19 protein-coding genes and 1 pseudogene are annotated in these 24355 nt (G+C 64.2%); 8 read left to right on the top strand and 12 right to left on the bottom strand.

From position 1 onward, the window contains the following. Positions 1 to 822, bottom strand: coding sequence for an IclR family transcriptional regulator (locus BLT68_RS00100; protein ID WP_198482561.1), 822 nt, complete (start codon positions 820 to 822; stop codon positions 1 to 3). Between the two features lie 206 nt (positions 823 to 1028). Here BLT68_RS00100 and BLT68_RS00095 point away from each other — a divergent pair, with 206 nt between their 5' ends. The 4 genes from BLT68_RS00095 to BLT68_RS00080 are packed head-to-tail and all read left to right on the top strand — an operon-like array spanning position 1029 to position 6266. Beyond that, the gene (locus BLT68_RS00095; RefSeq protein WP_074632334.1) at positions 1029 to 2639 is read left to right on the top strand and encodes a mannitol dehydrogenase family protein; all 1611 of its coding nucleotides are present in this window, start codon (positions 1029 to 1031) and stop codon (positions 2637 to 2639) included. Then, complete coding sequence (locus BLT68_RS00090) at positions 2636 to 3709, top strand: mannonate dehydratase (RefSeq protein WP_074632333.1); 1074 nt, start codon at positions 2636 to 2638, stop codon at positions 3707 to 3709. The genes BLT68_RS00095 and BLT68_RS00090 overlap by 4 nt, the downstream gene beginning before the upstream one ends. A gap of 59 nt (positions 3710 to 3768) precedes the next feature. Further along, positions 3769 to 5232, top strand: coding sequence for an MFS transporter (locus tag BLT68_RS00085; RefSeq protein ID WP_050695537.1), 1464 nt, complete (start codon positions 3769 to 3771; stop codon positions 5230 to 5232). Next, positions 5232 to 6266 carry an L-idonate 5-dehydrogenase gene (locus BLT68_RS00080; protein ID WP_050695538.1) on the top strand — a complete coding sequence of 345 codons (1035 nt, stop codon included), beginning with the start codon at positions 5232 to 5234 and terminating at the stop codon, positions 6264 to 6266. The genes BLT68_RS00085 and BLT68_RS00080 overlap by 1 nt, the downstream gene beginning before the upstream one ends. A 166-nt stretch (positions 6267 to 6432) precedes the next feature. Here BLT68_RS00080 and nhaC read toward each other — a convergent pair whose 3' ends face one another. From nhaC to BLT68_RS00060, 4 genes are all read right to left on the bottom strand, one after another. Beyond that, the gene (nhaC, locus tag BLT68_RS00075; RefSeq protein ID WP_050695539.1) at positions 6433 to 7884 is read right to left on the bottom strand and encodes a Na+/H+ antiporter NhaC; all 1452 of its coding nucleotides are present in this window, start codon (positions 7882 to 7884) and stop codon (positions 6433 to 6435) included. A gap of 48 nt (positions 7885 to 7932) precedes the next feature. Then, on the bottom strand, positions 7933 to 9123 hold the full coding sequence (locus BLT68_RS00070) for a MalY/PatB family protein (protein ID WP_332838221.1): 1191 nt from the start codon (positions 9121 to 9123) through the stop codon (positions 7933 to 7935). Then, a complete protein-coding gene (locus tag BLT68_RS00065) occupies positions 9107 to 9829 on the bottom strand; it encodes a helix-turn-helix transcriptional regulator (RefSeq protein ID WP_050695541.1) in 723 nt (240 codons plus the stop codon). The genes BLT68_RS00070 and BLT68_RS00065 overlap by 17 nt, the downstream gene beginning before the upstream one ends. A gap of 263 nt (positions 9830 to 10092) precedes the next feature. Next, on the bottom strand, positions 10093 to 11373 hold the full coding sequence (locus BLT68_RS00060) for an ROK family protein (RefSeq protein ID WP_050695542.1): 1281 nt from the start codon (positions 11371 to 11373) through the stop codon (positions 10093 to 10095). Positions 11374 to 12078: 705 nt separating this feature from the next. Here BLT68_RS00060 and BLT68_RS00050 point away from each other — a divergent pair. From BLT68_RS00050 to mmsB, 3 genes are all read left to right on the top strand, one after another. Next, complete coding sequence (locus tag BLT68_RS00050; RefSeq protein ID WP_050695543.1) at positions 12079 to 13203, top strand: substrate-binding domain-containing protein; 1125 nt, start codon at positions 12079 to 12081, stop codon at positions 13201 to 13203. Between the two features lie 63 nt (positions 13204 to 13266). Then, positions 13267 to 14808: a sugar ABC transporter ATP-binding protein gene (locus BLT68_RS00045; RefSeq protein ID WP_074632331.1), complete on the top strand. Its 1542-nt coding sequence runs from the start codon at positions 13267 to 13269 to the stop codon at positions 14806 to 14808. Between the two features lie 13 nt (positions 14809 to 14821). Beyond that, entirely contained in the window at positions 14822 to 16027 is a 1206-nt protein-coding gene (gene mmsB, locus BLT68_RS00040) for a multiple monosaccharide ABC transporter permease (protein ID WP_050695545.1), read from the top strand. 298 nt (positions 16028 to 16325) lie between these two features. Here the strand turns inward: mmsB and BLT68_RS00035 are convergent, their stop codons facing one another. Together BLT68_RS00035 and xylA are read right to left on the bottom strand one after the other, a co-directional pair. Then, positions 16326 to 17687, bottom strand: a complete 1362-nt coding sequence (locus tag BLT68_RS00035; RefSeq protein ID WP_082175943.1) for a xylulokinase — start codon at positions 17685 to 17687, stop codon at positions 16326 to 16328. A gap of 27 nt (positions 17688 to 17714) precedes the next feature. Then, positions 17715 to 18896 carry a xylose isomerase gene (xylA, locus tag BLT68_RS00030; protein ID WP_050695546.1) on the bottom strand — a complete coding sequence of 394 codons (1182 nt, stop codon included), beginning with the start codon at positions 18894 to 18896 and terminating at the stop codon, positions 17715 to 17717. Between the two features lie 331 nt (positions 18897 to 19227). Here xylA and BLT68_RS00025 point away from each other — a divergent pair, with 331 nt between their 5' ends. Continuing rightward, positions 19228 to 20550 (top strand): ROK family transcriptional regulator, encoded by a 1323-nt coding sequence (locus BLT68_RS00025; protein WP_050695547.1) that lies wholly within the window; start codon positions 19228 to 19230, stop codon positions 20548 to 20550. Positions 20551 to 20616: 66 nt separating this feature from the next. Here the strand turns inward: BLT68_RS00025 and BLT68_RS00020 are convergent, their stop codons facing one another. From BLT68_RS00020 to BLT68_RS00005, 5 genes and pseudogenes are all read right to left on the bottom strand, one after another. Next, a complete protein-coding gene (locus BLT68_RS00020; protein ID WP_050695548.1) occupies positions 20617 to 21498 on the bottom strand; it encodes an SDR family oxidoreductase in 882 nt (293 codons plus the stop codon). An 88-nt stretch (positions 21499 to 21586) separates the two neighbouring features. Then, positions 21587 to 21736 (bottom strand): hypothetical protein, encoded by a 150-nt coding sequence (locus BLT68_RS09190; protein WP_165603231.1) that lies wholly within the window; start codon positions 21734 to 21736, stop codon positions 21587 to 21589. Between the two features lie 9 nt (positions 21737 to 21745). Next, positions 21746 to 22501 carry a hypothetical protein gene (locus BLT68_RS00015; protein ID WP_050695549.1) on the bottom strand — a complete coding sequence of 252 codons (756 nt, stop codon included), beginning with the start codon at positions 22499 to 22501 and terminating at the stop codon, positions 21746 to 21748. Positions 22502 to 22719: 218 nt separating this feature from the next. Then, positions 22720 to 23412 carry a hypothetical protein gene (locus BLT68_RS00010; RefSeq protein WP_131800050.1) on the bottom strand — a complete coding sequence of 231 codons (693 nt, stop codon included), beginning with the start codon at positions 23410 to 23412 and terminating at the stop codon, positions 22720 to 22722. A 151-nt stretch (positions 23413 to 23563) separates the two neighbouring features. Continuing rightward, positions 23564 to 24355, bottom strand: a pseudogene (locus BLT68_RS00005) (complement resistance protein TraT); the annotation flags it as partial.

Raw genomic sequence — 24355 nt, 5'->3', positions numbered from 1 at the left:
TTAGGGATGTGGCGATGCCACAGCGATTTCCTCCGGCGATGCATCGTTGACGGAACGGATGATGAGGGCGGCGAGGTCGCGGAGCCGCTCGTGGCTGCAGCGCTCAACGGGCATCGTGATCGACACAGCCGCCACAGGATTTCCCACCACCAGCAGGGGGACGCCGACACAGGCGATGCCGGGCTCGTTCTCCTCGATTTCAATCGCGTATCCGTGCGTGCGCACGCGTGCGATCTCGTCGGTTAGCCGCCCACGCAAACGCGGCGGGGCGTCCGGCACGGCAGTGAGCCAGGCGTCGATGTCAGGGGTGTCCTGTGGTTGCGCTCCGATCAATGCCCGCCCCATGGCGGTGACGGCCGCCGCCACGCGTCTTCCCACCTGGGACCATACGCGCACGGCCCGATCAGGTTCGACCTTGTCCATGTACACGACGAACTTTTCGGAAAGGATACCGAGGTGCACCAATTCGCAGGACTGCTCGCAAATGACTTCTAGGATCGGGTGCAACGCAGCGGTCACCCTGTCGGACCCGCCCCACCAATGGGCGACGACCGACGAGGCGGGCCCGAGGTGGTAGCGACCGTCTGAGTCCTGTTCGACCCAGTGCCTCGCCTTGAGAGTGGCAAGGGTGTGGTGCAGGCTGGACTTGTTGAGGGAGAGGTCGGCTGCCAACTCCGAAAGGCCGCAGCCACGGGCGTCAAGCCGGGACATGCGCTCGATGACCCGCAACGCCTTGTCGACTGAGCCAATGACGGGCGGCTCGCCACGCCCTCGTGAAGCCTCGGCTCCCCTTCCACCCATCTCTGCCTCCTTGTCAGACACCTCGCGCACTTTACCAACTATGCGAAACGTTGGTTTGGCAGGATGAAACACTGTCATCCTAACACGACCCTATTAAGAATGGAAGGCGCACGCAGACGCTAAAAATCATCGTTGACCCCTCAACCCCGGTAAGCTAAGATTTAACCAATAGAAACAAGCGTTTCGCTGTATGAAACGTTTGTGTGCTCAACCATGGAGGATAAGCAATGAGGCTTACGCTGGACACACTAGAGGCCAACGGGTTCGCGGGCACCGATATCGAAGTGCCCCGATTCAATGTTCGCGCGATGCGCGACGAAGCCCGACGCCAGCCGCGCTGGGCCCACTTCGGTCCGGGCAACATTTTCCGCGTCTACATCGCGCGCCTGGCACAAGACCTGATGAATCTCGGCGAACCCCAGTGCGGGATCAGCGCCATAGTTCCCCTGTTACCCACCGAGCTCGACGTCCAGCTGGCGGCGTTCGATCTGCTCACGCTGGGAGTCACCCTGCACGCCGACGGCGAGACCGACCTGGCCGTCATCGGTTCGATCTGCGAGGGCCTCGCCTACCGGCGCGCAGACGATTTCGCCCGCGCAACCGAGCTCTTTACAACTCCTTCGCTGCAGATCGTGTCCTTCACCATCACCGAAAAGGGCTACCAACTGAGAACCCTTGACGGATCGTTCCAGGAACCTGTGCGACACGACCTCGAAAAAGACCCCGCCGAACCGATGTCACACACCATGGCGATGCTCACCGGACTGCTGTACCAGCGGTTCGCCGCCGGCGGCGAACCGCTGGCCCTGCTCTCGTGCGACAATTTTTCCCGCAATGGCGACAAACTCAAGGACTCAGTGACCACTATCGCCCGGCAGTGGCACCTGCGAGGCAAAGTCAAAAGCGACTTCCTGACGTGGCTCAACGATGAAACCCGCGTCTCGTTCCCGATTTCTGTCATCGACAAAATCACCCCCCGCCCCGCCCAAGCGGTCTCCAATCGCCTTCAAGCGCTGGGACTGAACGACATGGCGCTCAAAACAGACGTCGGTCCCACGCCACTCGCGGGCTTCGTGAACACCGAACCAGCGGAATACCTCGTCATCGAGGATTCATTTCCCAACGGCCGACCCCGCCTGGAGAAGGTGGGAGTCCACTTCACGGACAGGCGCACCTGTGATCGCTTCGAACACATGAAGGTGACGGCGTGCCTGAACCCCCTTCACACCGCCCTGGCGATCACGGGCGTGCTCCTGCGGAAACCGACCATCGACGCGGAGATGCACGACCCCGGGCTGGCCGGCCTCGTCCACCGACTCGGCTGGGACGAGGGAATGCCCGTCGTCGTCGATCCCGGAGTCGTCTCGCCCAACGATTTTCTGCGGGAGGTGGAGGAAGAACGTTTCCCGAATGCGTTCCTCGGTGACACGCCCCAGCGCATTGCAACGGACACGTCCCAAAAGATCCCCATCCGTTTCGGCGAGACGATCAAAGCCTACCTGGCCACGGACGCGCACGGCCTCGATCACCTGGTCGCGATCCCCTTCGTCTTTTCCGCCTGGTGCCGGTACCTCATGGGAGTCGGCGACGACGGCGAGCCCATCGAGCTGTCCCCAGACCCCCTCCTGACGGAACTTCGCTCAGTGCTTTCATGCGTTAGCCTCGGCGAGGTCGCCACGGCTCGCGGGGCTTTGCGACCAATTCTCTCACGCCCCGAGATCTTTGGAATCGACCTCTACACAACGCCCCTCGCCGCGAAGGTCGAGGAGTTCTTCGCCCAGATGATCGTCGGCCCCCACGCCGTTCGGTCCCTACTCGACAAGGAGTTCGCACAATGAAAATGACGTTCCGCTGGTATGGAAGCCAGTATGACCCCATCCCACTCCAATACATTAAGCAAATCCCCGGCGCAACGGGCCTGATGGGCGCGATGGACTGGATCCCCGTGGGCCAGGTGTGGCCACAGGAGGAGATCCGTTCATACGTAGACGAGGTCCACGCCGCGGGCCTCGAGGTGGAGGTCATCGAGTCGGTCAACGTGCACGAGGACATTAAACTCGGCAAACCTTCGCGAGACGAGTACATCAAAAACTACTGCGCGACCCTGGAGAACCTGGCACAGTTCGGGATCAAGGTCGTCGTGTATAACTTCATGCCCGTTTTCGACTGGCTTCGCACGGAACTCAACCACGTCAACCCCGACGGGTCGACGTGCCTGTACTACGACCACGAAAAACTTGCGGGGATGACGCCGCAGGACATCGTGAAGGCGACCCTCGACGGATCCTCCTTCCCCCTTCCGGGATGGGAACCCGATCGCATGGCCCACCTCGATGAGGTGATGGCCGAATACACGGCGATGACCGAGGACGGCCTGCGGGAAAACTACAGGTACTTCCTGGAGGGAATTATCCCCACGTGTGAGCGCGTCGGCATTCGCATGGCGGTCCATCCCGACGACCCCGCGTGGCCGCTATTCGGCATTCCACGGATTTGCAACAAGGAGAGTGACCTGGAGAAAATCGTCGGCCTCGTCGATTCCGCGGCGAACTCGCTGTGCGTGTGCTCCGGTTCGCTGGGTTCCAATCCCGAGAACGACGTTCCCGGCATTTTCCGGCGCTTTGGGGAACGTGGACGCATCGCCGCCGCGCATGTCAGAAACGTCCGGTACCTGGGGGACAAGCACTTCCAAGAGGCGGCGCACCTGTCCAGCGATGGCAACCTCGACATGCACGCGATCATGCGGGCCATCCACGACGCCTGCCCGAACGCGTACGTGCGCCCCGACCACGGTCGCATGATCTGGGGGGAATCCGGGCGAGCGGGCTACCCCCTCTACGACCGGGCGCTGGGGCTGGTCTATCTCAACGGTCTTTACGAGGCCATCAGCAAGGAAGATTCACGCTGAAAGCGCCGTGTCCCCGAAGGGGGCCACGGGACTAACACACGCATAAGAAAGGCATTTCAATGACGAAAGCACCTGAAGTCGGCGCCCGCGGGGCCGAGCCGTTAGTCACGCGGACGACCGGCGACCTCGTTAAGGCTGCTATGAGCGGTTGGCTGGGGACGGCACTGGAGTTCATGGACTTCCAGTTGTACTCCCTGGCGGCCGCCCTGGTCTTCAAGGACATTTTCTTTGGACACGGCTCACAAGCGGTTCAGATCATGTCCGCAATGGCCGTCTACGGCGTCGGCTATATCGCGCGACCCCTCGGTGCGTGGTACTTCGGACGCATGGGGGATCGCATCGGTCGAACCAAGGTCCTGTTCATCACGATCGCGATGATGGGCATTGCGACGACCCTGATCGGCGCCCTCCCCACATTCGATCAAGTCGGAATCCTCGCACCGATCCTGCTCGTACTGCTCCGCCTCGTGCAGGGCTTCGGCGCGGGCGCAGAAATCGCCGGCGCCTCGGTGATGCTGGCCGAGTACGCCTCCCGTAAACGGCGCGGCATCATTTCCTCGCTGGTCGCCCTCGGGACGAATTCTGGCACCCTGGGCGCTGCTGCGATCTGGGCGGTCCTGCTTCATTTCGTGGGCTCCGATGCCGTGATCGCATGGGGGTGGAGGATCCCGTTCTTGGCCTCGATCGTCGTCATGGGCCTGGCCGTCTATATCCGATTCCACCTGAAAGAGACTCCCGTTTTCGAGGCGACCACCGAAGAGATAATAGCCGCCTACGATCAGCCCCTGTCCGCGGGGTCGCGCGACGCCAGCAAAACCCCGACCCGGACCGCCGTCCAGGAAGAGATCGCGAAGACCCCACGGTCGATCAAGGCCTTCCTGATCGCCTCCGTCCTCCGTTTTGGGCAGTCCGGGAACTCCGGCATGGTGCAGACATACCTCATCACATTCCTCACGGCCAACGTCCTGCTCGCGAAGTCCGTGACGACGAACACGGTCGTCTACTCCTCCATCGTCGGATTCGTGAGTGTGCCGCTCATCGGTTGGATTGGCGACCACATTGGCCGAAAGCGCATGTACACGATCGTGACATTACTCGGGCTCGTCGTGATCGTCCCGTCCTTCCTCCTCATGCTGAACAACCTCGGTACGGACACGATTATGGAAGCGACGGCCAACGGAAACGTGGCCCACTATTCAAACCCGACGCTGCTGTTCTTCATCGGGTACATCGTTTTGCACAACATCACCGTTTTGTCGTTGTTCTCGCTGGAGAACATCACGATGGCCGAGTGCTTCGGCTCGGCCCACAGGTATGAGCAGCTCGCCCTGTCGAAAGAAATCCCCAACTTGATCACAGCGGGATTCGGACCCTTGATCGCCGCGGCACTGGTCACCTACTTCCAGTCGTGGATCGCTCTCGCGATTCTCATGGCCTTCTACACGGGCTCAACCCTGATTGCCTCACTAGTTATGCCGGAGATCGCTGGACGCGATCTCACGATCCGAGAGGATGCAATGTAATGCAAGCCGTACGAGTTCATAAAACCGGTGGCGCCGTCGAGCTTCGCGTGGACGAGGTGCCCGACCCGAAAGCCGGACACGGTGAAGTCCGCATCAAGATGGAATGGGGTGGGATCTGCGGATCCGACCTGGCGTATTGGCGCCACGGAGTTTCGGGCACCGCCGTGTTGAAATACCCGTTAACGCTGGGCCACGAGGTCGCGGGCACCATCGATCAGATTGGTCCCGGTGTCACGACCCTCAACGTTGGTGATCGGGTGACGGTTCACCCGGCGACCCTCGTCGGTGAACACGTGATGCCGCCACACCTCGAAGGCCGGGACAACCTGTGGCCGGAATGCCGCTACTTTGGTTCAGCGGCGTGCAGCCCCCACGAAGAGGGTGGGTTTTCTACGTATAAGGTGGCCCGCGAAGACCAGATCCGATTGTTACCGTCGAACGTGTCCACTCGGCACGGCGCGGTGGCCGAGCCGCTCGGGGTGGCCACGCACGCCGTCAATCGAGCGGGGAGCGTTGCGGGAAAGAGGATCCTGGTCAACGGCACGGGACCTATCGGGGCGCTCGTCGTCGCCGCGGCCAAACGCGCGGGCGCCGCAACGATTTACGCCGCGGACATGTCGGAGTCTGCGCTTCGCATAGCCCAGGCCATGGGGGCGGACGAGACCATCAACCGCTCCGAGGGCGCTCCTCTGCCCGCTGAGGTCGATCTCGCATTCGAGGCGAGCGGGGCCTCCCGCGCCCTTGGCGATATCTTCCTCTCCGTCGTCAGGGGCGGTCGCGTGATCCAAGTCGGCAACATGGCCGCCTCCGAATCACCTGCTGCCCTTGGTCAATTGGTGACGCGCGAACTCGAGTACATCGGATCGTTCCGTTTCATTGACGAGATCACCGATGCGGTCGACTCCTTGGCCGGTGGCCTCGATGTTGAACCCCTGTTGACACACACGTTCGACATCGACGACGCCCTTCGTGCGTTCGAAACAGCCGCCGATCGTTCGACGGGATCATCCAAAGTCCTGTTGAAACTCTCGTGAGCCAGCCCCCGCCCGGTCGGTGTTGGCCCACCGGGCGGGCGGGTGCAGCTAAGACGAAACGAGGCGGCTCGTTTGCGGAGACAGTCGTAAAAGTGCTCGGGCCACAACGTTGCGAAAAACGAGTTGGGGGGCGCCCTTTAGGGCGCCCCCCAACTTTACGCAAAGATCAGGCTTCGAGTTCCTCCTGTTCCTGCGGCGTCAGCTTCGCGATGCCGATGCCGGTCGCCCCCCACAGGAGAGCGAAGAGGATAGCGATCCAGTTGGAGATCGCCCACGGCATGTACGACAGGGTGGCGACGCCCAGTGTCCCCGCCATGTAGGCGCCCGCCGACGTCCACGGCAAGATCGGCTCCCACACGGTCGCCGCGTCCTCGATGGTTCGAGACAGGTTCTTCGGGTGCAAGCCCCGCTTCACGTATTCGCCGCGCAACATCTCGCCCGGGATCAGCAGGGACACCTGGCCGTTGGAGGTGATGCCGATGACGGCCAGGCCCGTGATGATCGTGGACGCGATCAGGGCGAACGTGGACTTCACGGGCGCGAGCAGACGCGAGATCAGCACGTCCAGCGAACCCGACACGGACACCGCGCCCGCGAATGCGATCGCGCAGAAACAGATCAGCAGGACGCTCATCATCGAGTTCATGCCGCCGCGCTCCAGCAGGCGAGTGACGTCCTTGATGACCGAATCCGCCGCGAATCCAGCCTTGCCCACCATGGTGACCTTGAAACCGGTCACCGACGCCACGACGGAATCCTTAAACGACACGTGCTGGAAGACAATCGCGTTGAACATCGCGGTCACGCACGACACGAGCATGACGGGCACCGTCGGCAGCTTCATGATGGACCCGGCCAGGACGACGATGACGGGAACCAGCAGGAGCAGGTTCCAGTTGAACGCGGAATCCAAAGTGGCCAGGATCGTCTCTACCTTCTCGGGGACCGTGCCACCCGAGGACTGGAGGCCGAAAATCAGGTACACGACCGCGGAGGTGAGGAACGCGGGCACCGTCGTCCACAGCAGGTGACGAATGTGCGTAAACAGGTTGACGCCCGTCGCCAGCGACGCGATGTTCGTCGTGTCCGACAGGGGAGAGAGCTTGTCGCCGAAATAGGCGCCCGCGACGATCGCGCCCGCGACCATCGGCAGGTTCGCACCCACGCCGACCGCGACGCCCATGAAGGCCACGCCGATCGTGCCCGCGGATCCCCACGAGGTGCCCGTACACAGCGAGACGATGGCCGTCACCACCAGGGCGATCAGCGCCAGGAACTGCGGGTTAATGATCTTGAGACCGTAGTAGATGAGCATGGGGATCGTCCCGCCCGCCATCCACGTGCCGATCAGTGCGCCGACGACGATCAGGATGAGGATCGCCGGCATGGTCTTCGCGATCTTCTCGGCGATCGCCTCGATGATCTCATCCCACGTGTAGCCCAGGGAAATCGCGACAATCCCAGCGACGACGGCCGAGGCGATGAGGAGCGGCTCGACCGGCAGGCTCGCCGCGATATAGCCGCCCCCCAGCAGGACGATCAGTGTGACCGCAGGTATCGCTGCGATGAGGAGGGACGGAGTGCGGCGAGTCCGCTTCTCCGTTGTGGTGTCTGACATCTACGTTCCTTTCGATGGTTGTGTTCGCGCGGCGGCGCGCGAGACGGTTTAGTGAGTTGAGAGCGCGAGGATAGCCTGGCACAGACGGTCCAGCGCGCGCTCCAGATCCCGCTCCGGGAGCGCCACGTTGATACGGAAAAATCCTCCGTATTCCTTTCCGAAGTCCTCCCCCGGGGAAACGGCGACCCTGGCGCGCGCCACGGCCTGGTCAAGGAGGGCGGACGAGCCGAGGTAGGGGCGCGCATCCACCCACACCAGGAACGTCCCATCGGGGTCGATGACGCGCGCGCGGGGGAGGCGTGCCCGCAGGCGCGCGGCCGCGACGTCCAGGTTGGCATCGATCCGCTGGCACAGCCGATCCACCCATTCGTCGCCCTTGCTCCACGCGGCGATCGTCGCCGGAATCGCGAAGAAATTCGGGTTGTGCAGCCCCATGAGGCGCTTCGCTTCCTCCAGTTGCGCCCCGAGCTGCCCGCGCACGATGATCGCCGAGGCCTCTAGCCCGGCGGTGTTAAACGTCTTTCCCGGGGACGCGCACTGAATGAGGCGGCCCGAGTCCCACAGCTGCGGCGAACGGGTGGCGAGCGGAATGTACCGGCCCCGCCCGGGGCGCTGGAAATCGGCGTGAATGTCGTCGGAGAGAACCAGGACGTCGTACGTGAGCGCGAGCGAGGCAACCAGGTCGAGCTCCTCCGGGGTCCACACGCGGCCCGTCGGGTTGTGGGGGCTGCACCACAGCAGCAGGTCCGCGTCCCGCATGGCCGCAGCGAACGAGGCCTCGGGGATGCTGGGTGTGTCGCCGGAGAGGGTAAGGGGCACCCTGCGCAGCTCGCACCCGGCGCGCTCCACGACCTCGAGGATGGGACCGTACGCCGGGTCCAGGGTGACGACCCTGGGCGGCCTGCCCAACGCCTCGGGCAGGACTATCGAACACAGGGCGGACACGCATTGGACGATGCGAGGGAAGAAATGCACGTCCGACGTCTCGGGGCGCCACCCGTGGCGGCGCTCCTGCCACCCCCGCGCGGCCTGGCGGAAATCGTCGAAAACCTCAGTGTAGCCGAAGATACCCGCCGCGCACGCGTCGCTGATCGCGCGCGACACCGCGGGACACGTCGCGAACTCCATGTCCGCCACGGACAGCGACAGGGCATCCTCCCCGAGGTGAGCGGCCAGCAAATCCCACTTGGCGCTGTGCGTACCCCAGCGGCTGATCGACTCATCAAACATGTGATTCATCCTCCTCATCAACGCTCTCGTTGAGGTAGTTGTAGATGGTAAAACGCGAGACTCCAAGGGCCGACGCCGCCTGTTCGGCCGCGTCACGCAGGAGGAAAAAGCCCCTGTCTTTTAGGGAGACGACCGCCGCTACACGCTGCTCCCGCGTCAGTTTCTGCGGGTCGGCGCCCTGCTCGGTGACGGCCTCGTGCAGGAGGAGCTGCGTCAGCTCGTCAACGTCACGCACAAAGCGTTCGTCGGTGTTTTCGCGCGCCTGCGCTGGCGGAACGCTGCTCGACGAGGCCGGGGTTTCCTCCCCCTCCGGCAGCAGTTCTCGGATGATCTCTTGGGCATTAAGCAGCTTGGTCACGTCACGGTTGATGCACAGTGCGGCCACGCCTTCGCCCGAGGAGTCCGTGACGATCACCGTCGACGAGCTGAGCGTGCGGTCGTCCGGCGCGCGTGTCGTGTACCCGATGTTCGTTTTCAGTTGCCCCTGAGCGGCTGCTTCCAGCAGTGTGTTCGTTGCGGGGTCTCCGACGCGCCTGCCCGTGACGTCGCCTTCGATGGCGACGATCGAGTTGGGCAGCTGAGGGAGGTAGTGGATGACGACCTCCGATTGGCCGGGGATGCTGGCCTGGAGAGGCCTGGCCAGCTGAACGAGGAGCGAGAGCAGGCGCTCATGCTCGTCCGGCCGCTGTTGTGCGGTTTCGTGCGGTGTAGCCATGGTGTGCTTTCGGTGCAGGATTGACGTCGTTGCCGATCAGTGGCACTGAGAATACATGTGATACTCCCCGTATGTCAATAATATGTTGAAGTTGCTTCAACATATTATTGACATGGTTGCGGGGAGGGGCGTTTTAGTCCCTCAATCTCCGCGCGAAGTGAGAGGAGAGCGGGCCGCCCGGGGCCTTGAGAGAGCGCGCACTTCCCGCTTCGGGATTTATGTTCGGTTGTAGAGCGTAAATGGCGAATGAGGCAGGGATTTTCCTAATCCGTTTCCTGCTGGGTGTTTTCCGGGGCCTGCGCGGCCTCGTGCCGGTGGATCCAAGCGGCGGGCTGGGCGATCGCGGCGTTGAGGACCTCCAGGGCGCCGCCGGTGCAGGCGGGGAGCACGGTGACGGGGCAGGCCTCGAGCGCGATCTCCCTGCGGGCGTGGCCAAGGACGCGGGCCCGCAGCTCGCGGGTGATCGACGGCGTGAGCCAGGGCAGCAGGACGCCCAGCGACGTGCCGAACACGATCCGGGGGACGTCCAGGAGATTCACGGCTATCGCGATGACGATCCCCAGCGCTTCGCCCGCCGCCTCGACGGCCCTGGCCGCGCGTTCGTCGCCGTCGGACAGGCGCGCGGTGAGGGCGTCGACGGGTGCGTCCGGGGTCAGCCCGGCCGCGCGGCGCAGCGCGTTTTGACCCGCATAGGCCTCGAGGCAGCCGCGCGATCCGCATTTGCACGTCGGCCCGTCGGCGTGGACCGTGGTGTGCCCGACCTCCCCGGCCCAGCCGTGGGTGCCCCTAAGGGGCGCGCCGCGATCCATGATGGCCCCGCCCACCCCCACATCGCCGAAGACGTACAAGAAGGCCCCGTCGGCCAACAGCTTGCCGGGGCGCTGGTAGGCGGCAGTGAGGCCCTGGAGGTCGCCATCGTTGCAGGTGAGGGTGGGCACCCCCAACACCGTCCACTCCTCGCCGAGCAGGGCCACGGGGTGAAGGTCCGACCAGCCCAGGTTGGGGGCCACCACGAGGCGCTGGTCGGCGGCGTTAAGCAGGCCGGGTATGGCCAGGCGCGCGCCAATGACCTCCGTGCCGGTCGCGCGCAGGTTCGTCGCCATCGCGGCCGCGGACCTGCCGAGCAGGCGCAGGGTCCTCGCTGGATCAGACTCCGTATCGGCGCTGTCGAGGCGAAACTCCGCCAGGGTATTCCCCGCGAGGTCGAGCGCCCTGCCTGCGACGAAGTGGACGTTGGCCTCAAGCCCCAGAGCCGCAATCGTCCGGGTGGCCGGCGCGATCGGCGTGCCCGGGCGCCCCCGGCCGGTGGCGCCGCCGGGATCCTGCTCGTGGGCAAAGCCGGAGTCGAGGAGCTCCTGGATGAGACGGGAGACGGTCGCTCGCCCGAGTCCGGTCGACGAGGTGAGGGCGGCGCGGGTGGGCGGCGCGTCGGCGGCGTAGATGGCGCGGCTGAGCAGCGCCAGGTTCTGCTGGCGCACGTTGGCCTGGCCGACGGCTCCACCGCCGGCGAATCCGTAGGCGAGGGGGGATCGCAGGGATGCCATGGCAACAAGATTAGTCTACAAACAATATGATTGTGCGGAAATCAGTTGACACGGTCTTTGTTGCTGTTATAGTTTCGGCGTAGAACATTATTCAGTGTTCGTTTCAACCGTCAACCGTCACGCCCCGATGGGTACGCAGCGCCGCGTTCCCGGGCGGCGGAGTGAGGACACGATACAGATGACCAGGTCAAGTACACGATCGGGCCGTGGAATATCGCCGCGGGGGCCGACATCTGCGGGCCGCAGATCGGGCAGCCGCTCACCGTGCGCGGAAGGTCGAGCTTCGCAAAGATCGGCGTCACGGCGATGCGCTCGACAGGCGATAGCTTCGGCTTCAAACACCTGGAGAACTCCCCGCGCGTCGTGCGGCTGAAGGAGGACAAGGCAGCCCTCTTCGACCTCTGTTATCGACGCACTCATCGCCGAGGACGACTACGAGGGGCTCGAGATGTATAGTCTCGAGCTGCTGCTCGGGGTCTGAAACGGCCAACCGGCCCGCCCCCCTCGCGCAGGCAGATGCCACCCGCAGAGGGGCACCACTACCGAAACACGTCGCAACCGTGCGCTAACGCGACGGATGCCACCACCCGCACGAGAACACCGCAACCGTGCGCGCGGGCCCGTGGCACCACATTCGCGCACACATCCCACCACGAACGACGGCGGCGACGGGCCGCCGCGGCAACGATGCCAGGAGGACACACCATGAAACCCATCAGACTATTCGCAGTGACCGCCACGTGTGCCATCGCCCTCGCCGGGCTCGGGGCGTGCAGCTCCGAGCGCGGGGGCGATGGCGCCGGGGGCACGGGAGGGGCCAGCGCCTCGGACACCCTCGTGGGGATCGCGATGCCCACGAAGTCCCTGGAGCGGTGGAACCGCGACGGTTCCCACCTGGAGGATATCCTCAAGGGGAAGGGCTACCAGACGTCCCTGCAGTACGCGGACAACAAGGTCGATCAGCAGATTACCCAGATCGAAAACATGATCACCCAGGGGGCCAAAATCCTCGTCGTCGCCTCGATCGACGGCACCGCCCTGGGGCCGGTCCTGCAAAAGGCGGCCAACGCGGGCATCAAGGTCATCGCCTACGATCGCCTGATCAACGCCACTGAGAGCGTCGACTACTACGTGACCTTCGACAACTACAGGGTCGGGCAGCTGCAGGGTGAGTACATCAAGGAGCAGGTGTCGTCCATGACACAGCCCATCTACCTGGAGCCCTTCGCGGGGTCGCCGGACGACAACAACGCGAAGTACTTCTTCGCCGGGGCGTGGGACGTCCTGCTCCCGCTGGTGGAGAACGGCACGCTCCAGGTCCGGTCGGGCAAGGCGCCCAAGACCAACGACGAGTGGCAGTCCATCGGAATCTTCGGGTGGAGCTCGGACGACGCGCAGGCCGAGATGGAGAACCGCATCAACTCCTTCTACTCCGACGGCACCACGGTGGACGTTGTCCTGTCGCCCAACGACTCGCTGGCCCTGGGCATTGCACAGGCGCTCGAGGGCTCCGGCTACACGCCGGGACCGGACTACCCCCTGATCACCGGCCAGGACTGCGACAAGGCAAACATCAAGAACGTGATCGCCGGGAAACAGGCGATGGACGTGCTGAAGAACACCGAACTCGAGGCGGAGCAGACCGCGTCGATGATCGACCAGATCGTGTCCGGCCAGCAGGTCGACATCAACGACACCACCACGTACGACAACGGCGTGAAGGTGGTCCCCACCTACCTGCTGACGCCCCAGACCGTCACGAAGGACACCGTGAAAAAGGTCCTCGTGGACTCGGGGTACTACACGGCGTCGGACATCGGACTCGAGTAAATCAATGACCCCGCGGTGCGCCGGGGCACGCTCCCCGGCGCACCCCGAGGTTGGGAGAACCCCATGACAGAGCAAGCACAGTCCGCCGTCATACTGAAGATGGAGGACATATCCAAGGGCTTCCCGGGCGTCATAGCGCTCTCGCACGTGACATTCGACGTCAGGGAAAACGAGATCCACGCGATCTGCGGTGAAAACGGCGCCGGCAAATCAACCCTCATGAAGGTGCTCTCCGGCGTCCACCCCCACGGGTCCTACGAGGGCAGGATCCTCCTCGACGGCCGCGAGGCCATCTACCGATCCGTGAAGGACTCCGAAAAAGACGGCATCGTCGTCATTCAGCAGGAGCTGGCTCTCTCGCCCCACCTGTCGATAGCGGAGAACATCTTCCTGGGCAACGAGCGCGCCACCCACGGGGTCATCGACTGGGATCGCACCAACGCCGAGGCAAAGGAACTCATGACGAAGGTCGGGCTGGACGAGTCGCCCTCGACGAGGGTCAGCGACGTCGGCGTCGGCAAGCAGCAACTCATCGAGATAGCCAAGGCGCTGGGCAAGGAGGTGCGCGTCCTCATCCTGGACGAGCCCACGGCCGCCCTCAACGACGACGACTCCCAGAAACTGCTCGACCTCATCGTTGGGCTCAAGCAGAGCGGGATCTCGTGCGTCATCATCTCGCATAAGCTGTCGGAGATCCGATCCATCGCCGACCGCGTCACCGTCATACGCGATGGCCAGACCATCAGGACCCACGACGTGCGCGCCGGCGGGGAGATCACGGAGGACGCCCTCATCCGCGACATGGTCGGGCGCGCGATGGAGAATCGGTTCCCCGACCACGAGCCGCACATCGGCGACGAGGTGCTCCGCGTGGAGAACTGGTCGGTTGTCAACCCCGTCAACGGCCGCCGGGCCCTGCACGACGTGTCCCTCACGGCCAGGGCGGGGGAGATCGTTGGGATCGCGGGCCTTATGGGGGCGGGTCGGACCGAGCTGGCCATGAGCATCTTCGGGCGCTCGTGGGGCCGCTACGAGTCCGGGGACCTCTACCTGCGTGGCAAGCGCATCGAGGTCACGTCCGTGAAAGCGGCCATCGAGGCGGGGATCGCCTACGCCTCGGAGGACCGGAAGCGCTACGGGCTCAACCTGATCGCCTCGATCAAGCACAACGCGACGTCGGCGTCGATGGACCGCGTCTCCACGGCGGGCGTCATCTCCGACATCACGGAGTACCAGCTGGCCGAGGCGCAACGGGCGAAGACCCGCACGAAAGCACGCTCCGTGGATGTTGCGGTCGAGACCCTGTCCGGGGGGAACCAGCAGAAGGTCGTGCTGTCGAAGTGGCTGCTCACAGAACCGGATGTGCTCATCCTGGACGAGCCGACTCGCGGCATCGACATCGGCGCGAAGTACGAAATCTACACCCTCATCAACGAGTTGGCCGACTCGGGCAAAGCCGTGGTGGTCATCTCCTCGGAACTGGTGGAGCTGCTGGGCCTGTGCGACCGCATCTACACCCTGAGCTACGGGCGCATCACCGGCGAGGTGGAGCGCGCGGACGCCACCCAAGAAATCCTCATGTCCCACATGATGCAAGAGAACTGAAGGAGTCTCTGCCGTGAGCACACAAACCGCAGAAGCCGCGGTCCCATCCGAAAAGACCTCGTGGCTGAAAAGAATCGATCTGGGCCAATACGGGATCACGCTGGCGCTGGTCGCGGTCGTCATATTCTTCGAGGTGATGACCGGTGGGAGGCTGCTTCGCAGCAACAACGTCGCCTCCCTGATCCAGCAGAATGCCTACGTCATCATCATGGCGATCGGTATGCTGATGATCATCATTGCCGGCCACATCGACCTGTCCGTCGGATCCCTCATCGCCTTCATCGGCGGCGTGCTGGGGATCGCGATGGCGCAGTGGAACCTGCCGTGGGGCTTGGCCGTCGTGCTGGCGCTCGCGATCGGCCTGGCCGTGGGAGCCTGGCAGGGCTTTTGGGTAGCCTTCGTGAGAATCCCAGGGTTCATCGTCACCCTGGCTGGCATGCTGCTGTTCCGCGGCCTGGCGATCGTCCTCATCCCCCAGACGATCGCGCCCCTGCCCGCCGGGTTCGTCCAGATCTCCAACGCGGGCATCCTGGGATGGTTCGGCTACATCGGTGTCTACGACGTCTTCACCGTCGTGCTCGGCGTGGTCCTGGCCGCCGTGTTCGCTGTGTCGCAGCTGCGCAGGCGTGCCTCCCTGGTCAGGCACGGCCTCGTCGTCGAGCCCCTGTGGCTGGCCGTCGTGAAAATGGTGGGGGTCGGCGTGTTCGTCATCGCCTTCGCTTTCATCCTGTCGGGTTCCGCCATCGGCCTGCCCTTCGTCCTCGTGATCTGCGCGGTCCTGGTGCTGGTCTACGCCTTTGTCCTCAACAAGACGACCTTCGGGCGCTACATTTACGCCGTGGGCGGCAACCGCGAGGCGGCGAAGCTGTCGGGCATCTCCGTGCGGTCCATCAACTTTTGGATCTTCGTCAACATGGGGTTATTGGCCGCTATCGGCGCCATCGTCACGACCTCCCGCGCGGGCGCGGCGGTGTCCGCCGCCGGCCTGAACTATGAGCTGGACGTCATCGCGGCCTGCTTCATCGGCGGCGCCGCCGTGTGGGGCGGCATCGGGCGGATATCGGGTACCATCATCGGCGCGCTCTTCATGGGTGTGCTCAACATGGGGCTGTCGATCATGACGGTGGATTCCGCCTGGCAGCAGGCCATCAAGGGCCTGGTGCTGGTCATCGCCATCGCATTCGACCAGCTCAACAAGGCGCGCAGCGCCGAGGGGTAGCGCCGCGGCCGTGCTGGTGGTAGCCGCTGGCATTGGTGGCGCGCAGGGCACAGGCCCGGGGGACGAGGCGGTGGCCACGTCCCCCGGGCGACGGTCGCCGGGTCAACGAGAGCTGCGGCGCACACAAGAAGCGGACGCGTTCACGGGGACCCCGCCGCGCCGTTTGTGCACAGGCGGACCTCGCCTCCCATTATTCTCCTGGGCGGACAGGTCCTCGGGCACGCCAAAACCGCCACCGGCTATCAACGGAAAACCCATCCAGATAAACGATCTCCACCCAAGCGGCATGGAGTCAGGTTTAGCCTCGTTCGTCCAGAGCGGCCGCCTGTTTCGCCGCCCCCAGAGCCACGTATTCTCCGGGGCTCGGGATATCCACGCGGGCACCCAGCGCCTCCGAGGCCAGCGCCTGTACCGCGTGTGAGCGCGCGCCCCCGCCCACCAGGAGCACCCGCTCGACGGGAACGCCCTGTGCCCTAACCGCGTCCAGCGCGCCGCGCATGAGCGTCAGCAGGCCCTCGATGGTCGCTCGGGCCACGTGCGCGCGGTCGCAATTCGCCAGCGTCATTCCCTCCAGCGTCGCCGTCGCATCCGGCAGGTTCGGAGTACGTTCGCCCTCGAAATAGGGGGTGAGCCGCAGCCCGCCCGCGTCCGGGACGGACAGGGCGGCCTCGTCAAACTCCGCGTACCCCAGGCCCGTCACCCGCATCATGGCGTCGATAATCCGCGACGCGTTCAGCGTGCACGCCAGTGGCAGCCAGCGCCCCGACGCATCCGAGAAGCCCGTCACCAGGCCAGACGCATCCGAGACCGGGCGGTCCGACACGGCCGCAACCACGCCCGACGTGCCCAAGCTCAGCAGCGCCGACCCCGGCGTCAACCCAACGCCCAGCGCCGCCGCCGCGTTATCGCCCGCACCGGGACCCAACACGATGTCCCCCCAGCCGCGCGCGTCATCCCCGCGGGCCACCACCTGGTTTGGTCCGGCGATCCGGGGGAGCACGATTCGCTGTGCCCGCTCCGCGTCGCACCGAAGCGCGCGGGCGAGGATATCTAGCCGATACGCCCGACCCGACCGGTCCACGTACCCCGTACCCGAGGCGTCCGACCGATCCGTCGCCAAACCTTCGAGGCCCAGCCGCTTAAAGCCGCCGGCGATCCGCCACGTCAGGTAGTCGTGCGGGAGGCACACGGCCGCCACGCGCGCCGCTGCCTCGGGCTCGTGATCGGCCAGCCACCGCAGCTTCGTGACCGTCAACGACGCGACGGGAACGGAACCCGTCGCATCCGCCCACCAGGCCGCGCCCGATGCGTCGTTTGCGTCGCCCCCGCCCGTGCGCTCGGCGATCAGGTCCCGGGCCGCTCCCGCGCTGCGCGTATCGTTCCACAGCAGCGCCGGCCGGATCACCCGGCCGTGCTCGTCCAACACCACCATGCCGTGCTGCTGGCCGCCCACGCTCAGCGCGCCCACGTCATCCAGGCCGCCCGCCGCGTCCACCGCCTTTAAGAACGCGTCCCACCACGCCTCGGGATCCACCTCAGTGCCCTCTGGGTGAGGGGCGCGCCCCTCACGCACGACCTGGCCGCTCGCCGGATCCCACACAAGTACCTTGCACGACTGCGTCGACGAATCGACGCCCGCCACGTAGGGCCGCACGCTCATCACATAACTCCCTCGCCGATCAGTCGATCAGCCGATCAGGTGACGCATCGCCTGCTGGTACAGCTCCACGAAGTGGTACTCGCGCGCGCCCGCCGCGTCAGCGTCGAAGTCCTCGTAAGCGCTGCGGTCGGCCAGGAAGTCCTCGATGGATTCGCCCACCGCGAGCGTGGGCTGAGCCAGCTCGGGAACCGATGCCGCCTCCAGCAGCTCTCGGGTCGCCGGATCCTCGCGGAACGCGCGGGCCTTCTGCGCCAGCGTCAGGTACATTTCCATGTTCGCGCGCGCGGACTCCCACACGCCTACCATGCCCTCCGTGCGGCTCGGCTTGTAGTCGAAGTGGCGAGGTCCCTCGTAGCGGGGGCCGCCGCCCGGGAAGCCGTTCTCCAGCAGGTCGACCGTAAAGAATGCGCTGGCCAGGTCGCCGTGACCAAAGGCCTTGTCTTGGTCGTACTTGATGCCTGACTGCCCGTTCAGGTCGATGTGGAAGAGTTTGTCCGCGTTCAGGGCCTGAGCCAGCGCGTGCGTGTAGTTCAGGCCGGCCATCTGCTCGTGGCCCGTCTCTGGATTCAGGCCCACGATATCGCCGTTATCCAGCTGTGCGATCAGGGCCAGCGCGTGGCCGACCGTGGGCAGGAAGATGTCGCCGCGAGGCTCATTCGGCTTCGGTTCCAGGCCGATCCGCAGGTCGTAACCGCGTGACTTGATGTAAGCGGCAACCGTGTCCAGGCCCTCCCGGTAGCGGGCAAATGCGGCGTTCAGGTCCTTTGAGGAGTCGTACTCCGCGCCCTCGCGCCCACCCCACATGACGAAGGTCGACGCGCCCATCTCGGCCGCCAGGTCGATGTTGCGCAGGATCTTGCGCAGGCCGAAACGGCGGATCGAGCGATCATTGTTGGTCAGGCCCCCGTCCTTGAATACGGGGTGGGTGAAGGTGTTGGTCGTGACCATCTCGATGACCAGCCCGGCGGCGTCCGCGGCTTCCTTGACCTTCATGACGCGATCGTGGCGCTCTTGGTCCGACGCGTCGAAGTCAAACACGTCGTTGTCGTGGAAGGTGATGCCCCACGCGCCAATCTCCGCGAGCTTTGCCGTGTACTCCCAGGGATCCAGGACGGGGCGGGTGCCCGTCCCGAAGGGGTCGACCGCGTTCCAGCCGACGGTCCACAGGCCGAAGGAGAACTTGTCGTCGCGGGTGGGTGTGCGTGTCATGGTGGTGTCCTTTCAAACGTCAGTGTCCAGGTGGGTGAGATGGTCCGGGATGCCCGGGGTGCGAAATGGGGATGAGCGTCGCGCTACAGACGTGTTAGCTTCGTCGCAGAATATTTGTTGTAGGGTAAAACATAATACGTGGTGGTGCGTTCGTCAAGAGCGTGTCACCACTGCAAGGACCGCGCGGCGCGATGGCCGTGCTGACCGGCTTGAACGCTGAAGAAACGGGACGAGGACCCGTGCGACCACCTCGTCGATATGGCCCGGGGCTGCCCGATGCTACCAGCGCCGTCCATCCGTGTACCAACCCTCGACACGGTAGCCTGAATGCATGCCGACCCGTTCCGATTCCATCGACGACCCAATCTGTCGCGGCCGCAGCGCGGCCGTGGCGCAGCGTCCGGCAGAGCGCGGCGGGGCCACGAGAGGCCAGGGTGTGAAGTCGGAAAACGTGCGCGCATCGAACCTGTCGACGGTGTTGCGCGAAATCTTAGCCTCCCCGGGCGACGTGACGCGCGCGGGCCTGGCGCAGCGAACCGGGATGACGCGGGCGACGATCTCACGCCTCGTTGATGACCTGGTGGGCGGGGGCCTCGTCCGTGAGCTGGAGCCGAGCGAGGATGGAAGCCGTGGCCGACCCGCGAACCGTCTGACCCCAGCGGCGGGGAGGGCGGCCGCGTTGGGCGTGGAGATCGACGTCGCGAGCCTCGACGTGATGCTGGTGGATCTGACCGGGGAGGAGCTGGCCCACCGCCGCGTCACCCAGGATTTTGCCGACAGCTCACCGGATGACACGATGGCGCTCGCGGCCCGCGAGGCGCGCACCATGATGGACGAGTCCCTGCCCAAAGAGGCCCTGTTCTTGGGGACGGGCATCGGGCTGCCCGGCCTGGTTTCTAGAACGATGCTGGCGCTGGCCCCGAACCTGGGGTGGCGGGACGTGCCGCACGAGGAGCTGCTGGCTCCCTTGGGCGATCTGCATCCCGTGGTGGTCGCAAACGAGGCGGACTTGGCGGCATACGCGGTGGCCTATTCGCGTCCGGGCGTGGCGGGCGGCCCGCCGTCGTTCGTGTACGTGTCGGGCGAAGTGGGCGTCGGCGCGGGAGTGATCGTGGATTACCGCCCGATGAGCGGCGCGCGCTCCTGGTCAGGCGAGATCGGACATATGTGCGTGGACCCGAACGGGCCGCTGTGTCGGTGTGGTGCGCGCGGGTGTTTGGAAGCGTACGTGGGCGTGCGCGCGCTGGCGGGACGCGTGGGTGCTTCCCCGGGTTCGGGGGCGCGCGGGATCCTGCGGTGCGCTGGCCTGATCGACGAGGCCGTGGCTGAACGGCCCGGAACGGGGGAGCGTGCAGCGGACGCGGCGTACGCGCGTTCCGTGCTGGCGGAGGCTGGTGCGGCGTTGGGGCGTGTGCTGTCCGGGGTGATTAACGCGATGGACATCCCGCACGTGGTGTTGGGGGGAGCGGTCGCTGAGCTGAGCGTGGCCCTGTTGGAGCCCGCGCGGGCGGAGATCGCGACACGCACGCTGCAGGCACCGTGGTCGTTGCCCGTGGTGGAAGTGCTGCCGGATTCGGCCTCCCTGACGGTGCGGGGTGCTGCGTATCGCGTGCTGGATGCGTTGGTGGATGATCCGGCTTCCTGGCTGGGCTAGGGGTTACCAGCATCCCAGGCCGAGGTAGTACAGGGGGTGGGCGATAAAATGGGGGTGTCCCCCTCGTCAGGCCTGGCCGAGCGCTACATCTTCAAAGCTTAGGGGTTCGTGGCCCGTCACGTCGCGGACCGTCGTGGAGACGACGTCCATCTCGCCTGCGGCGATCGACGTGTATGTGGACACCCACGAGTCGTATTCCCACTGGGCGGCGGGCCACTTTTTGCGGGATTCATACGCCTCGTCAACGGTTTCGCGCACGTATACGACGGGACGGCCCGTCGTGCGGGTGAGGACCTGCGCGATCTCGTCGAGGGTGAGGGCCTGCGGGCCGGTCACGTCCAGCGTCTGGTTCTCGTATTTGCCGGGTTCTGCGAGGACTCCGGCTGCCACGCGACCCGCGTCCTCGCGCGAGACCACGCCAACGCGCCCGTCCCCGGCGGGCCCGAGAATACGGCCTTCCTCGTCAGGCAGGGCAGAAAAGAAGTCCGCGTAAAAGTTGTCCCGAAGGAACGTGTACGTCATGCCGGAGGCCTTGATGTGTTCCTCCGTGTGAAAGTGCGTGCGTGCCAGCGTGAACGTCGAGTTGGGGGCCGCATTCATGAACGACAGGTACACGATGTGTCGCACGCCTGACGCGGCAGCTGCGTCGACGAACGCGAGATGTTTGAGCAGGCGGTGCTCGCTCTCGGGTGCCGACACCATGAAGAGGGTATCGACGCCGGTGAGGGCTGCGCGCGAGGCCGGGGTGTCCTCGTACGAGCACTGAACGGCGACGGAACCGGGCAGCTTGGGGGCCCGCGAGGGCGTGTGTGCCAGCAGGCGCAGGGATTTCCCCCGGGCGACAAGGGTGCGCGCGGCGGTCCCACCGACGTTCCCGGAGGCGCCGGTGATGGCGAGGGTTGGCAGGGACGAGGCCGGGGCTGTCTTGAGCGTGTTCGTGTCGGTCATGGTCTCAGTGTGCCACCGCGATCGGAACTTTTCGCCGGAGAATCCCCCGTATGTGCCAACGGCTCGCGATTGACCGTGGGGCTAGGGGTTACCAGCGTCCCAGGCCGAGGTAGTACAGGGGGTGGGTGAGGATGGCGGTAATGCGTTCCCGATATTCGAGGGGGAGCATGGGGAAGATGACGATTCCGACGAGGACGGCGACGATGATCGTAATGAGGACGCGTTTCTTGGTGCTCATGTGGATTTCCTATTTGTTTGTGGGGTTGGTGATGGTTTTGTGTGCTTTGGTGAGGATTTGGTTGACCAGGTCGAGGCCGTTGGGTGTGGCGAGGAGTGGGCGGTCCTGTGGGTGGTCGTTGAAGTGGCGCATGATGGCGTCAATGCCCGTGTAGGTGATGCCGATGTGGTCGGCGCAGAGGTCCCATGGGCCTTCGTGCGAGAGGTTGCTGAGATAGATGATGTGTTCCTCGACTGACTCAATGTGGATGCCTTGCTTCCACAGGATCGTCACTTCCGCGTCGCGCTCGTGGCTTTCAAACGATAGGGGCGGAGGGAAGTGGAAGACGATTCCCTCGGGTGTGAGCGTGGTCGTCTGTTTGTGGCGCAGGGCCATCGGCAGGTCTGAGAAGGGGCGTCGGATCCCATCCCAGTACAGCGCAAAGACTACCAATCCGGCGTAGGTTGCTGCCTGCAGGGGGTATCGGGTGATCAAGCCGTATATCAGTAGTGCTGCGGCCGCTATTCCCAGCAAGTAAACGCTGATCATGTGGGCGATCGAGTCGTGGTTTCCTCGTATGACGATCGCGCTATCGACGTATCGAGGCCGGGAGGGAGCGAAGGGGCGGACACTCCTTTCGATGAGCTGTGGGAGTGATGCCGCTACCGCGCCAGGGAAGGACAGGAGGAGCATCACGGTCGGTGGGTAGGTGGGGTCTGCCAGCCCGAAGGCGTAGGCACCTGTTGGCAGCGCCAAGCTGACAAGGACGAGGATGACGACGCCCATCCAGTACCGTCGAGCGTGTCTGTCCTGGCTCAGGGGATCTGGCGGTATGTCCTTATGGGGTGGGTGAATGTATGGGTGCCAGCGCACGTCACCACCCCAGTCCAATGTAGTACGGCCAGTGCCACAGGGCCTTGTCGACACGTTTGTCGTTTGGAATATGCCGGGCGGATGGGGTCACCTGGAGATGCGTTTTTTGCGGCGTGGCGTCCATGTATTTTCTATTGTTTTGTGGGGTTGGTGATGGTTTTGTGTGCTTTGGTGAGGATTTGGTTGACCAGGTCGAGGCCGTTGGGTGTGGCGAGGAGTGGGCGGTCCTGTGGGTGGTCGTTGAAGTGTCGCATGAGGGTATCGAGCCCGGTGTAGGTGATGCCGATGTGGTGGGAGCAGATGCTCCAGGGGCCGGGGTGTGTTGTGTTGCCGAAGAGGTTCAAGTCGTCGTGGATAATTGAAAAGACATGTACGTTGTCTTTCCAGAGGATCGTCACATCCGTGTCGTGGTCATTTTCCTCAATGGATGGTGGTTGTGGGAAGTGAAAGGAGATCCCTTCGGGCGTGAGCGTGGTCGTTTGCCTGTCGCGCAAAGCGATCAACAGATCCGAAATCGGACGACGAGTCCCGTCCCAGTAGATCACAAATAGCGCTACCGCCGCGTATGTTGCAGCTTGTAGGGGGTAGTGGGTCACGAAGCCGTATACCAGTACTGCTACGGCTGCTATCCCCAGAAAATACGCACTGATGATGCGAGCGATGGACTCTCGGTTTCCTGGTATGACGATGGCACCACCCTCGTATCGAGGGCGAGACGGGGCGAAGGGGCGCACGCTCCTTTCAGCCAAGAAAGGGAGTTGCGTAAAAATAAATAGCGGAAAGCAGACGAACATTACCGCACGGGGGTCAATAGGTTTCCTCATGGAGGATGCGTAAAGAGTGAGGGTAAGTGCAACCGAAAAAAACAGGACAAGAACCGCATTCTTCCAATAGCCATATGCCTGCTTATCTTGGCTCTGGGGATCTGGCGGTGCGCTCTTCAGGGTTAGGTGAATATATGGGTGCCAGCGCACGTCACCACCCCATCCCGATGTAGTACGGCCAGTGCCACAGGGCGTTGTCGACACGCTCACGATACTCCAGAGGAATCTGGTCGTAAGCTGCTGAAGTGGCTGCGGTGGCCACGAAGCCTGCAGCGAGGCCCAAAGGACCACCGATTACAGCGCCCAAAGCTGCGCTCCCTAGGCGTTGTGTAATGAAATTGCTAGCCAACGATCCTGTGGCTGCTCCCAAGAACATTCCTGCGCCGCCTGCGACAGCAGTCTTCCCCGGCTCGTCTGATGTTGCAATGTCGTACGCAAGAACGGCGCCTGATACGACCGTTGCTCCTGTGGATACCTTCGATGATGTGGATCGAGCTGCGTCATAGCGGTGGCCGTTTTCTACAGCCTTCTTCAGCTTGAAGTCCATAACTGGGCGTATTTGGCTTAATCCGGGGAGTCTCATGAGTTTGGTGACGTCCGATGCGCTTCTGGCGAGGGCGTCCTCCCGATACGCGGCGCGAGTGGCATACCCAATATCAGTTCCGATTACCCCTAGCTGCCAGGGTCTGCTCATATATTCGTTGCGTTCCTCGTCAAAGTACTTCAGGAACGACTTCGGTGGTTTCGACTGAACCGACAACAGGTGTTTGCGCACCCAGTCCTCAAGATCTGCGCGTACTCCTAATGCTTGCTTGCGGAGTTCCTCGAAGTCGATGGCTCGCTGAACCTGTTCCCGGTGCTCTTGGAGGTCTGCGCGGTAGATGTCCTGGTCACGCATCGGTGCATCCGCAGGGGGCATCGTGGGCGGAGCCCCGGCAGGTGT

Origin of the sequence: Schaalia meyeri (genome assembly GCF_900105015.1) — a bacterium.
Taxonomy (GTDB): domain Bacteria; phylum Actinomycetota; class Actinomycetes; order Actinomycetales; family Actinomycetaceae; genus Pauljensenia; species Pauljensenia meyeri.
Note: the sequence above shows the minus strand (reverse complement) of the source record. Positions and strands in the feature narration are given on the sequence as shown.